The 11549-nt window shown below is 54.8% G+C and carries 12 protein-coding genes and 1 tRNA gene; 1 reads left to right on the top strand and 12 read right to left on the bottom strand.

All coding sequences use genetic code 11. The annotated features are described in order from the left end of the window. Nucleotides 1–215: 215 nt before the first annotated feature. Nucleotides 216–410: a helix-turn-helix transcriptional regulator gene (locus tag J4E08_RS24275; RefSeq protein ID WP_349540704.1), complete on the bottom strand. Its 195-nt coding sequence runs from the start codon at nt 408–410 to the stop codon at nt 216–218. Nucleotides 411–611: 201 nt separating this feature from the next. Further along, a tRNA-Phe gene (locus tag J4E08_RS24270) sits at nt 612–686 on the bottom strand. Nucleotides 687–822: 136 nt separating this feature from the next. On the opposite strand from J4E08_RS24270, the gene mnmH reads away from it, so the two are divergent. After that, complete coding sequence (gene mnmH, locus J4E08_RS24265; protein ID WP_349540703.1) at nt 823–1890, top strand: tRNA 2-selenouridine(34) synthase MnmH; 1068 nt, start codon at nt 823–825, stop codon at nt 1888–1890. Here the strand turns inward: mnmH and selD are convergent. The 10 genes from selD to J4E08_RS24215 all read right to left on the bottom strand — a co-directional run bounded on the left by selD (nt 1872) and on the right by J4E08_RS24215 (nt 10763). Continuing rightward, the gene (gene selD, locus J4E08_RS24260) at nt 1872–4028 is read right to left on the bottom strand and encodes a selenide, water dikinase SelD (protein WP_349540702.1); all 2157 of its coding nucleotides are present in this window, start codon (nt 4026–4028) and stop codon (nt 1872–1874) included. The two genes, mnmH and selD, sit on opposite strands and share 19 nt — an antisense overlap. Nucleotides 4029–4151: 123 nt before the next feature. Beyond that, complete coding sequence (locus J4E08_RS24255; RefSeq protein ID WP_183970478.1) at nt 4152–4688, bottom strand: chemotaxis protein CheD; 537 nt, start codon at nt 4686–4688, stop codon at nt 4152–4154. Further along, nucleotides 4685–5815 (bottom strand): chemotaxis protein CheB, encoded by a 1131-nt coding sequence (locus J4E08_RS24250; RefSeq protein WP_349540701.1) that lies wholly within the window; start codon nt 5813–5815, stop codon nt 4685–4687. Before J4E08_RS24250 ends, J4E08_RS24255 begins: the two co-directional genes overlap by 4 nt. A gap of 73 nt (nt 5816–5888) precedes the next feature. Further along, the gene (locus J4E08_RS24245; protein ID WP_183970482.1) at nt 5889–6245 is read right to left on the bottom strand and encodes a DUF8776 family protein; all 357 of its coding nucleotides are present in this window, start codon (nt 6243–6245) and stop codon (nt 5889–5891) included. Then, a complete protein-coding gene (locus J4E08_RS24240; protein ID WP_183970484.1) occupies nt 6245–6631 on the bottom strand; it encodes a response regulator in 387 nt (128 codons plus the stop codon). Before J4E08_RS24240 ends, J4E08_RS24245 begins: the two co-directional genes overlap by 1 nt. Nucleotides 6632–6643: 12 nt before the next feature. Then, entirely contained in the window at nt 6644–7513 is an 870-nt protein-coding gene (locus J4E08_RS24235) for a CheR family methyltransferase (RefSeq protein ID WP_349540700.1), read from the bottom strand. Next, nucleotides 7510–7977, bottom strand: a complete 468-nt coding sequence (locus J4E08_RS24230; RefSeq protein ID WP_183970488.1) for a chemotaxis protein CheW — start codon at nt 7975–7977, stop codon at nt 7510–7512. Before J4E08_RS24230 ends, J4E08_RS24235 begins: the two co-directional genes overlap by 4 nt. Beyond that, a complete protein-coding gene (locus J4E08_RS24225) occupies nt 7970–10108 on the bottom strand; it encodes a chemotaxis protein CheA (RefSeq protein WP_349540699.1) in 2139 nt (712 codons plus the stop codon). Before J4E08_RS24225 ends, J4E08_RS24230 begins: the two co-directional genes overlap by 8 nt. Next, nucleotides 10108–10482, bottom strand: a complete 375-nt coding sequence (locus tag J4E08_RS24220; protein WP_183970492.1) for a response regulator — start codon at nt 10480–10482, stop codon at nt 10108–10110. Before J4E08_RS24220 ends, J4E08_RS24225 begins: the two co-directional genes overlap by 1 nt. Then, entirely contained in the window at nt 10479–10763 is a 285-nt protein-coding gene (locus tag J4E08_RS24215) for an STAS domain-containing protein (protein ID WP_183970494.1), read from the bottom strand. Before J4E08_RS24215 ends, J4E08_RS24220 begins: the two co-directional genes overlap by 4 nt. Between the last annotated feature and the right edge of the window lie 786 nt (nt 10764–11549).

Raw genomic sequence — 11549 nt, 5'->3', positions numbered from 1 at the left:
CCCACTGGTCAACGCGATCCGCACCGCGTCCTTGCGGAATTCGTCCGTCCGTTTCAGTCCCATATTCAGTCTCCTTTGTTGCAGTAAATGCTATCAAAGGAGCGGCATCAAACCGCGACAGGTCCAGATGGCTCAAAAGTTAAGCCTTCCACTGTCGAGTCGCATTGGGACAAGCCAGAGAGTTGTGTGTATCGGATTGCATTAGACTGCTTGTATCACTCCGGGAACTTCCCTTCGACCACTTTCATAATGAGAGATCGGCGCCACCGGCTCGAACGGCCTTGTTTCTGCGGCTTGGGAAACGTTCCGCGGTCAATGTCGCGATAGATACTTGCCTTGGAGCGAGCCACGATCTCACACACTACCGCGATCGGCAGCAGAACGTCGTGGGGGGTGTCTTCGTATTTCATTTTTCTTCTCCGATTGGTGAACTGGAGAAGACATGATGTCGATCAGGTTTCGCCGGAAACGATAATGTGCCAGTAATCGTGTTTGAAGCAACCAATCAAGGGAGGGAAGTCTGCCGTCCCGCTGTCGTCCCAGAGCAGTGTTCGCATAAACTCGATAAGGCCTTAGGCACCTAAATCCATTACATTTCAATGATTTTCAAATGGTGCCCGGGGGCGGAATCGAACCACCGACACGAGGATTTTCAATCCACTGCTCTACCCCTGAGCTACCCGGGCACGGGCTGTGGGGCGTTGCCCCTTGGGTGAGGGCGGAATAGCCCCTCGCCAATCTGTGCGCAAGAGCAAAATTTCAGATTCTTTCATTGCGTTCTCATGCTTCCCAGAAGAACGGGATTAGGCTAAGCCGACGGCCATGACACGCGCTTCGAAAACCCTGCAGGGCTTACTGAACCACGGCTTCGATACGGTGATTGACGTGCGCAGCCCTGCCGAATTCGCCGAGGATCACATTCCTGGCGCTATCAATCTGCCTGTGCTCGACAACGAGGAACGCGCCCGCGTCGGAACAATCTATAAGCAGGAAAGCCCGTTCAAAGCACGCAAACTCGGCGCGGCATTGGTGTTCCAGAATGCCGCGCGGCATGTGGCCGGTCCGTTGGCAATTCACGACGGATCATGGCGGCCGTTGATCTATTGTTGGCGTGGAGGGCAGCGCTCGGGCACTTTTGCGTGGATGCTTAAGGAGATCGGCTGGCGTTCGGAATTGGTGGAAGGCGGGTATCGGACGTTTCGGCGACTGGTGGTGCAGTATTTATATGACAATCCGCTGCCATTTCGCATGATCCAGCTTGGCGGATATACCGGCACAGCGAAGACCGCGTTGCTGCCACTTCTTCAGGCGCGCGGGGTGCAAGTGCTTGATCTCGAAGGGCTGGCGCATCATCGTGGTTCGCTTCTTGGCGGGTTACCTGGTGGTCAGCCAAGGCAAAAAGGATTTGAAACCGCATTGGCGCAGGCCTTGCTGGCACTGGACCCAACGAGGCCAGTGGTTGTCGAGGCGGAAAGCTCCAAGATTGGTGATATTGTTCTGCCCCCCAGTCTTTGGGAGGTGATGAAGGCCGCGCCCTGGATCGAAGTGTTCGCCCCGACACAGGCGCGCGCGCGGTATCTTGCGGAAGCCTATGCCGACATCCTCGCCGATCCGGAGGCGCTGGCAGAAAAATTAAGCCCACTGCGTTTTCACCGGGGGCATGAACTCGTTGATACATGGTGTCGGCTGTCCCGCGATGGTCAGCTTGTCGAGCTGTGTGCGTCACTGGCGGAGGATCATTACGACCCTGCATATCGCAAGGCCATGAAAGCTGTTGATCCGAAAGTTTTACAAAGCTTTACCACGGAGACGCTCGACCCTCCGGCGCTGGACGCGCTCGCGGATCGGATCGCAGCCCAGCTTGAGCATCATCAGACGATGGAAATCTGAGGCCGCTGTTGCGTCGCGGCGCTAGTGATTTCGCCGATATCGGCGGCTTCATAGCCGGCGTCGATCAATCTTTCCAAAACTTCGGGGGCGTCGTCAGCTGAAACTGTCGCCAGCAGGCCGCCTGCAGTTTGTGGGTCGAACAGCAAATCGTGGAGTGCGTCCTTCGGAAGCTCTGGCATGATCATGCGATTGGTGTCGTGCAATGAGGCGCGCAACCCGGTCTCGGCCAGATTCAATGCCCCCGTCATCAGCGGCACCGCGTGAAGCACGATACGCGCATTCACCTGCGAATTGACGCAAATGTTGTGCAAGTGCCCCAACAAGCCGAAGCCGGTTACGTCCGTCATGGCATGGGCGTGGCGCAAAATATTTGACGCTGCACGCTGCGATTGGGTCATTCGGGACAGCGCCTGTGCCACCCAGTCGCCCTGAGCGAGGCCCTGCATCTCCGCGGCCATAATAAGACCAGAACCGATGGATTTGGTCAGTAAAATCCGGTCGCCGGACCGTGCCCCGGCCAGCGTGATCGGCGTGCGTTCGCACGTGCCAAGCAGCGTAAACCCAATGGTCATTTCAGCACCCTGAGAGCTGTGACCGCCGACGATCTCAGCGCCTGCGTCGCGCATGACCTCTCGCGCTGCTGTCATGATCTCCTCCAACACTCGTGTGGCGATACGGCTGGAAGCTTGCCGAATAACAAGGTTGGCAGTGGCCGCGCGCGGTGTGGCGCCCATCGCCCAGATGTCGCCAAGTGCATGGTGTGCTACAATTTTTGTCATTGCGATAGGGTCGCGTACCATCTCACGAAGGTGGTCAGTACTCAAAACGGTCTGCGTGTTGCCGATCTCGATCACGGCAGCGTCGTCGCCGGGAAGCGCGTCCGTGCCGTAAGGTCCAGCCAGTGCTGCGCGCAGAGCGGGTTGTCCCACTTTCGCTCCGCATCCTCCGCAGAGAGGCTTGCCCTTCAGCAGGTCGTCCAATCCGGCCGCATGGTTGCGCGGGATTTCGGGCGTGGACAAAGCGGGCAAATCGCGAAACTTGTTCATGAATTTCTGGTCTATTCGGTTTTTCAACCGCCAGACCCAAGGACCTGAACACGTTATGCCATAGCGGTCACCCAAGGCCGCCTTTTCCCCCAAGGAAATGAGTTTGAGATAGTCCGCTTGCGGGTGATATTGCCGGGAGGGTCGTTGGCCAGACAGGCTGGCGCGCAGGTTGTCGAAAAGGATCGGCGCTTGCCGTACTGCATAGACGCCGGCTTTCGGTCGGGGACTGGCCACCATATGGGCGCAGTCGCCGGTGGCGAACACGTCCTTTTCAGAACTCTCAAGCGTCTGAGCGATCTCAATAAACCCGTTCTTCAACGATAATCCTGTGTCGTTGAGCCAGGGGTGAGGTCGGGCCCCGGCTGCACCACAGACAAAGCGCGCAGGCATCAGACCGCTATCCGTCTCCAAACCCTCCTCAGTCACGCGCTGAATTTTGGTGTTTTCATGCAACGTTACGCCTTGGTCTCGCATTGCCTTGCGCAGACGCCGGACAGACCTGTCGGGCAGTGTGCTCAAGGCTACTGAGTGTTCGACCAGATGTACCTTTGCTGGGCGATCGCGCTGTCGCAGAGCGTGGGCACATGCCATGGCAATCTCGACTCCCGCAACGCCGCCCCCGATGATCGCCACATCCGACGGTCCGTCTTGGTCCAAGAACGCGCGCCACCGTGAGGCAAAAGGACCCAACGGTTTCGCGGGCACTGCGTGATCGGCAAACCCAATTACGTCAGGCATCCCAGACGTAACCCCAACGTCAATGGATGCGGTGTCAAAACCAATCTGTGTTCCTGAAGCGAGTGAGACACGACGTGCGAGCGGATCGAGAGCCACGGCGCGATCAATGATAATCCGCGCCCCGGCGAAGCGCGCAAGCTTTACGAGGTCAATGTCCAGCGCTTCTCGCTTGTAGTGTCCGGCCAAATGGCCCGGTAACATGCCCGAATAGGGGGCTGTGGCTTCTGGATTGACAATGGTGACGCGTGTGCCGGGCAGGGGGGACATGCCCCAGCGTTTCAGCACCAACGCGTGGGTATGACCGCCGCCGATCAAAACCAGATCCCGAGTAAACGGCAAGTCCGCTGCCTGCATCTATTGCACCCCGTCGCCAAATTTGTCTTGACGGAGCCTATCTTGCACTGCCGTCCTATCCTCGTGTTGCTCTCTCCAGTGAGGTAGCGCAAGGCGACATTTGCACGCTAGATTGCGTGATAGTCAGAACAGGACAATGTCGTCGGTTTTGGCAGGACGCTCTGGCAGTTTGGGTTTCTCCACTGGCAATTGCTCCACATCGCCAGTCACCAGCAATTGCCGTACACGTCCCGTGGTGGGCCAAAAACGAATACGTCGTGCCGAGGTCCCTCCGGTACTCTCGGCGATACATGGGATTTCTTCGTCTGCAAGAAAGCCCTTGGCGAATTTAGCATTGGACGATCCGATGTCTCGGAGATTACCCATCATGCTGGCACCGCCGAAAATTTTGGCCTGAATGCGAGAGCGTTCGGCACCCTGTTTCAACATTCCGTTGATCAGCAATTCCATGGCGTAAGCACCGTACCGAACATTCGCGCCTTCCGCGCCCTCACGGCTGGGCAAAAGAAAATGGTTCATGCCGCCGATGCCGCGTATCGGGTCAAACATGCACACAGCGATGCAAGACCCCAGAACGGTCGTAAGAATTTCAGATTCATCGTCGGAGATTGAGTAGTCGCCCTGGATGACGTTGACCAAACGTTCTGTTCCCGCATTCATCTGTGGAGATCCTTTCCTGTGAGGGGCGCGACATTGGCGGATTTTAAAAGCGCTGGGCCTATTTCCTCGATGGGCAGAACTTTCATTGCCGCTCCGCTTGCGACGGCGGCACGGGGCATTCCATAAACAACGCTGGTAGCTTCATTCTGAGCGATCGTACGCGCGCCCGCGTTGCGTAGCGCCTTCAAACCTTCCGCACCGTCTCGACCCATGCCGGTCAGTAGAGCTGCGCTTACATTTTGCGCCATAGGAACGGCAGAGTGGAACAACATATCGACAGATGGGATGTGGCCGGACATCGGTGAACCTTCGGAAAGACCGCAGATCAGACGTTTGCAATCTTCCATGACAAGGTGTCGGCGCGTTCCAGCGCCTACGGTCACGACGCCCTGGCGCATTAGCATACTGTTTTCAGCAAGCTCGACCTTTGCTCGACATTGACGGTCTAGCAGGCCAGCGAGGCTTTCGCCGAATCCAGCACCGGTGTGTTGCACTATGAGCGTTGGCGGACAATCAGCCGGAAAACATGACAGTATGCACAACAAAGCATCGACGCCACCTGTACTCGCACCTATCAAGATCGTTTGAATAACATCCGTGTTCGAAGTTGGATTGTGCGCAGGTGCACCATCAATGCGAGCTCGTGGCGGCGTTCTCATCCGGCTCGCGACTTTTTCGGTCAGCGTCTCCTGCAAGAACTGTCGCTTAGACGGGTCACGCGGTTTAGCAGCGGGCTGGCGAGTAACCTCCATACGAGTCAGGCTGAGTAACTGACGCAAAATTATCTCCTCAGGCACGTCATCGGATATCGAGAAAAGATCCGATGACGCGCGAGTTGTACCATTGGAAGCAAACTGGGATTTAGGCCCTTCAGGCGAATTGATGACTAACCAGCGCACGTCCAAGGTGGAGAACAAGGCACGCATGACTTCGAACTCTGGCAAAGCAGCCAACCTAGCAGCTATAAGCACAACACGTGGGCGTTTTTCTTCTACCTCCGAGTAAGTGCTCATCAAATCGTATGTTTGAGCAATAACTTGAAACATAGGGTGCGCGCTCACCATACGCGTCATTCGTCTGCGTTGTGCTGCGTCGGGCAAGGCGACGACGATACTTCGGCGTGTCATTTCATCCCCTTTTTCGGAGCGACTGCTTGCCCATGACTATTGCCGCTGAGCGCGCGTCAGTAGCCATGGCACATCAGAACAATTCAGCGTGGCCCGAGACCGGGCTTTCCTTTGTCTTTCCTGCAAGCCGGACCGCCATGTCACGCAACGGGACGGCTTTAAGGGCCGGTCCGGGGTCGACCAAGCCGTCTGCAGTAGTCTCATGCGCGACGTGTATAAGAAAGTCCGACAGCGCCCCGAGCGATTGACGAAGCATATCCAGCTCCTGCAGCATGCTGATGGTTTGCCCATCCAGCGCGTCGGAGGTGTGTACGAAGACCATATCAAGTCCATATTCCAGCCTCTCAAGACGTTCGTACAGGCCTTCTAGTTCACCAGCGACACGTTCCGTGGCCACTTTTAGTGGCAAATGTGTCTCGGCGCTTTTCATCAAAGGCGCCCTACCACGCTTTCAATACAAGCTTTCATAGAATCCGAGGTGAACGGTTTTTTGATCATATTGTTCAACCCAAGTTTCTTAGCTTCGTTGACGATTTCGGGTGTAGGTCGCCCGGTCACGAGGATGAAGCCAATCTTTTGAGTAGGACCGTTGGTTCGCACAGCTTTCAATAGGCCCAAACCGTCTAGGCCAGGCATATTGTAGTCCGAAAGCACTAGGTGAACTGGGCTTTTGCTTAGTTTTTCAAACGCACGCCGACCATCATTTTCGGTCACATAATTTTTGATGCCAATATCATCCAGTGCCTGAGTGATAAGACCACGACTGGTCGCCATATCATCGACAACCAAGATCCGAAGCGATTCCTTCAAGCCCATTTGAGCCTCCTTTTATGACGCAAGCCGGCTACCTGAGCCGGTTTTTCTGTAGCTGGTAATGCCGACGCCAGTAAGTTCCCTAGTGGCGGCCCCCGTGACCCGTTCGGAATGCCCAATGAAAAGCAAGCCGCCGGGTGCGAGCATTTCGCAAAAGCGTGACCAGAGGCGCTGCTGCGTCTCTTGATTGAAATAAATCGCAACATTGCGGCAGAAAATCGCATCGAACGGACCGTTGAAAGGCCAGTCGCTCATAAGATTCAATTCAGCAAAAGTGATTATCTCACGTAAAGTATCGGACATGCCCAGTTCGTCATGCTCGGTCTTATGTGTAAAGTTTTTCTGGAATAGCTCTGAAATGCCTGTTGCCTCCTCCTTGGGGTAAATGCCCTGACGTGCGCGCGCGACGATCTTTGGGTCGATGTCAGTGGCAAGTATCTTTACGTTTCTGCGTGCGGCATCGGGCATCTTGTTGAGTAGGGTCATTGCAATAGAATAAGGTTCTTGGCCCGAGGAACATCCCGCGGACCAAATTCGCCCGCGGCCGCTCTCTTTGAGCCGGTCAAACATACTTGGGAAACCGTCATCTCTAAGCATTTCGAAGTGGTGGTTTTCGCGAAAAAAGCTCGTCACATTTGTCGTCAGCGCTGAGATCAATTCCAGCCTTTCATTATTTTCCTCACTTCGTTTGAGCAGTGCAAGGTAGTCTGGAAAACTGTCCAACTCTCGCGCTTTAAGACGCTTTGACAGCCGGGAATAGACGAGTGGCTTTTTGCTTTCCGCAAGATTGAGTCCAAATTCCGCTTGGGCTAGGTCGGAAATTGCCCGGAAATCGGAATCGCTGAATGGGATATCCCGACCATGTCCTCCGACGGTTTGGGTCATAGAGATACACCCTTCCCGGCATCAAGAACCGCTTCGAGGTTCACGACCCGGACCATCGTATCATCCACCGAAATCATGCCCAAGATGCTATGCCGCGTGGCTTCCGACTTAATGTCGGGCGTTTCTTGTATAGCACTTTTTTCGACAGAAAGAATCTCGGAAACCGACTCGACTAATAGGCCAATGGTTGTGCCGTCCATAGCGGCAACGATCACAACGTTTCGTTCATTCGCTGGTGTGGCACCGAGCCCGAAACGCGCTGCCAAATCAAATATGGGTATGACTGCTCCGCGCAAGTTCATCACGCCTAACACATCGGCGGGCGTATGCGGTAACGCCGTGACTGGAGTCCATCGGCGTATTTCACGAATTTGTGTGATCTCTAGGCAATAGTTCTGACCTCCGGCAGAAAATGTGATGAATTCGAATTGCGTATCGGCGCGCACTTCAGCTGTTTCAGACATGACGAAGCTCCGTCTTTGGGGGCTGTGAAAAGAGATCAGGCCCGGCAGAGTGGCCGAGGTTGATGATTTCTTCCGGGTCGAGAATCAGCGCGATTTTACCGTCGCCTAGAATGGTCGCTGCTGATACGCCAGGTATTGCTGCGTAATTGCTTTCCAAACTCTTGATAACTACTTGCCGCTGATCGTGGATGGCGGTGACCCGCAACGCCGTCAGACCTTGTAGTTCAGTGCTGACCAACAAGAGGATACCCGTCCCACCAGAGTTGTCGCCGCTGTGCAATCCAAGGCTTCCTGCGACGTCGACAATGGGTACGTAAGATCCGCGGACCGATACGACATGGCTGTCCGTGCCGACCATATGAATGTCGCGAACATTGGGCCTGATTGTTTCTAGTATCGAAGAAATAGGAATGACCATCGTTTGGTCCGCTACGGAAATAACAAACCCATCCATCACGGCGAGCGTGAGTGGCAAAACAATCGTGAACGTCGTACCTTTGCCCTGCATCGAAGTAATCGACACGCGACCGCCCAACGCTTGAACAGCATTTTTGACGACATCCATACCAACACCGCGTCCGGAAAGGTTCGATACCTGCCCCGCGGTTGAGAAACCCGGCAAAAACAAAAGATTGTCGATTTCCGGGTCGGATAACTCTGCATCCTTTGGTACAAGGTGTTTTTCGACCGCTTTCTCGAGAATTTTTTCTCGATTTAAACCGGCGCCATCGTCGGAAATTTCGATGAACACACTGCCAGAACGGTGCGCTGCAGATAGCCGAATGGTTCCGGTCGAATCCTTCCCCTCTGTTTCTCGAACCTCTGGTTTTTCCAGCCCGTGATCCACGGCGTTTCGGATCATATGGGTCAAAGGGTCAGCAAGGCGTTCGATGACAGTTTTATCCACCTCGGTGGAATCACCGACTGTGACGAGCTTAGCCTTTTTTCCGGTGGCGTCTGATGCTTCCCGCACAATCCGTGACATACGCTGAAACAACGGTTTTACGGGTTGTGCGCGAATCGCCATAACCCCTTCTTGGATGTCTCGTGCAAGTAGCTTGTAGGCTTCCAGTTCGTTCGTCAGATGCGCGACGGTTGGTAAATCAAGTTCTTCTATGCGTTGTGAGATCATAGCTTGGTTGATGATCAATTCACCGACTGTGTTGATCAGTCTGTCTACTCGGTCCAAATCCACACGCAGTGTCGGCTTTGGGCCGCGCGATTCCTTGCTGTTCGCAGAGGAGGCCTTTCCGCCTCCTGCGTCTGCTGGGCTCACTTGTGCAGGGGCGCCCGGGTTTTCCGTCGCAGGGACGTCGTCGAACGGGATATCGACCTCGACCGTCGGTGCCGTGACCGCGGAAGCTTGAGGCGAAATCCCTTGGGGTGCGTCTTCGACATTGACATCAAGTTCACAAAGACCTTCGACGAATTCAAACACCTCGTGAAGTGTCGTCTCCGTCTCAGTGGTGAGCAAAGTCAGTTCCCACGCGATAACGGCATCGTTGGGATCGAAAGAGTCGAAATCGGGCAGGCCACTCAGGTCTGCGGTAACGCTTAGATCACCTAGTTCCGCCAAGGCATCGAAAATCAAAAGCGGTTCGTGACCATTTTCATATAGCGCCCGAGTTGGCTTGAACTTTATATTGAAGCTCCGTGCGCCACCTGCGCCTTCGTCGATATCGACAACTACTGCTGGTCCGTCAAAGTCTAGGGTTAGCGCATCAAAGCTGAAGTCCTCCACGACAGACTTGCCGCCGAGATAGCTTTCGAGCTCTTTGATGAGGCCACTTTCGGCCTCTTCATTAAGGGGGCTATCGTCTCGTGCAGATGAGACAAGATCTTGCAACTGGTCACCGGAGCGGTGCGCCAGAGACATCATCTTCTCGTCGATGTGAAGTTCCTTGTCGCGCACTTTGTCCAGAACGGTTTCAAAAGCGTGGGCAAAATTTACGAGCCGGTCGAGGCCGAACGCGCCAGCGCCGCCCTTGATTGAGTGGACCGAGCGGAACACCGCGTTAATCGTGTCCATTTCGTCCGGAGCTTCCTCAAGTAAGGCTAGCCCTTCTACCAATGCTTCGAGGAGCTCTTCGCATTCCTCAAAAAAGGTATCTCTAATCGAGTTCCCGCTCATCAGCCCATATGTCCTGTCAGGCGACGCAGCACCGAGACGAGCGATGCATCATCAAAGGGTTTCACGATCCAGCCGGTGGCCCCGGAGTTTCTGGCGCGGGATTTTAGCTGGTCGGAGCTTTCTGTCGTCAGCACGAGAATCGGTACGTTGGTGCGGTTTGGACCGCTGCGCAGCGAGTCGATCACTCCAAAGCCATCCAGCTTCGGCATATTGATGTCGGTGATGACCACATCCGGGTCAACATCGGGGAAAATTTCCACGCCTTCCTGACCATCGCATGCGGAGTGAAATTCGAACCCGGCACCTTCAAGAGAGACTCTTAGCAAGTTGCGGATGGTGCGTGAGTCATCGATCGCCAAGACCTTCGTCGTCATTGGGGCATCTCCCTGTCGAAATGATCGGAATTGAGCCCAAGCCGTTCGAGCCCTTCGCGGAAGCTGGGCGACGTGTCCGAAACCTCGAAGGGCACATCGTCGACCAACCATTGTTTCTGGGCCACTAGAAGAAGCTGTAACCGATGCGAATCCAGCCGACTGACGTCGCGGGCAGAAACGGTTACGGGGGCCTTCCTGGCATTGAGCAGGAAGGACACAAGCGGGTCTTCTCCAGAGCGGGCGCGTGTCGGTCCTAGAGCGTGAAAATTTATGTCTGGCATCGCGAACTGCATCCTTGGTGGCACGGTGTGCCCCCAATCGGTGGCACGTCTGACGCCAAGTAGAAATACGCATGCTGTCTTAACAAACGGTTCCGACATTTCAGGAAACCGCAGGGAATGTTCGGAGGCAAAACTGATCCGATGCACGCAATCTTATAACTAGCCAGATTCAAATATAATAAAGCAAAGACAATGGGTTGGTGTGCGTGTTGTGTGTCTTGAATATTTCTGGAAAACCCGAGCCGCTTAGTATGAAAACTGAAAATTGTCGCGAAACGCACGCTACACACGCCGTAAACTAGTTCCCGAAACCACATTTGGGTTAGCTTGATGGCTTGAAGTTTCACGTGGGCAGGACGTTTACCGTTTGCGTTGAATGATCGGCGCTCGCCTCACCGCCGTCGGTTTTTGAAAGTTCGATTAGCGATGCATGCTCAAGGTTAGCCCTGCCTGATACTCGCTCACGGGACGTTCGTTTGGTTTGGCGCAATTGGGTGGACCAAGTTTTTTGGGTATGATCATCGATTTCGACCTGACCTGCTCCCTTTGGAGACCGCGCCATTTAGTTCGCTCTGATCAGGTTTTGCTCCTCTACTGACAGTTGGTGATACTCCCACGGTATGAGCCCGTCGAGGCTCGTGTGGGGACGGTGATGGTTGTGGACCTGTCGCGGTTTGATGCCGCTCCTTTGATAGCATTTACTGCAACAAAGGAGACTGAATATGGGACTGAAACGGACGGACGAATTCCGCAAGGACGCGGTGCGGATCGCGTTGACCAGTGGGC

Source organism: Sagittula sp. NFXS13 (assembly GCF_040148795.1).
Lineage (GTDB): Bacteria > Pseudomonadota > Alphaproteobacteria > Rhodobacterales > Rhodobacteraceae > Sagittula > Sagittula marina.
Note: the sequence above shows the minus strand (reverse complement) of the source record. Positions and strands in the feature narration are given on the sequence as shown.

Bases quoted from the DNA above. Each gene is read 5' to 3' on its own strand.
- J4E08_RS24275 (WP_349540704.1), bottom strand. From the start codon at position 410: ATGAAATACGAAGACACCCCCCACGACGTTCTGCTGCCGATCGCGGTA.
- mnmH (WP_349540703.1), top strand. From the start codon at position 823: ATGACACGCGCTTCGAAAACCCTGCAGGGCTTACTGAACCACGGCTTC.
- selD (WP_349540702.1), bottom strand. From the start codon at position 4,028: ATGCAGGCAGCGGACTTGCCGTTTACTCGGGATCTGGTTTTGATCGGC.
- J4E08_RS24255 (WP_183970478.1), bottom strand. From the start codon at position 4,688: ATGAATGCGGGAACAGAACGTTTGGTCAACGTCATCCAGGGCGACTAC.
- J4E08_RS24250 (WP_349540701.1), bottom strand. From the start codon at position 5,815: ATGACACGCCGAAGTATCGTCGTCGCCTTGCCCGACGCAGCACAACGC.
- J4E08_RS24245 (WP_183970482.1), bottom strand. From the start codon at position 6,245: ATGAAAAGCGCCGAGACACATTTGCCACTAAAAGTGGCCACGGAACGT.
- J4E08_RS24240 (WP_183970484.1), bottom strand. From the start codon at position 6,631: ATGGGCTTGAAGGAATCGCTTCGGATCTTGGTTGTCGATGATATGGCG.
- J4E08_RS24235 (WP_349540700.1), bottom strand. From the start codon at position 7,513: ATGACCCAAACCGTCGGAGGACATGGTCGGGATATCCCATTCAGCGAT.
- J4E08_RS24230 (WP_183970488.1), bottom strand. From the start codon at position 7,977: ATGTCTGAAACAGCTGAAGTGCGCGCCGATACGCAATTCGAATTCATC.
- J4E08_RS24225 (WP_349540699.1), bottom strand. From the start codon at position 10,108: ATGAGCGGGAACTCGATTAGAGATACCTTTTTTGAGGAATGCGAAGAG.
- J4E08_RS24220 (WP_183970492.1), bottom strand. From the start codon at position 10,482: ATGACGACGAAGGTCTTGGCGATCGATGACTCACGCACCATCCGCAAC.
- J4E08_RS24215 (WP_183970494.1), bottom strand. From the start codon at position 10,763: ATGCCAGACATAAATTTTCACGCTCTAGGACCGACACGCGCCCGCTCT.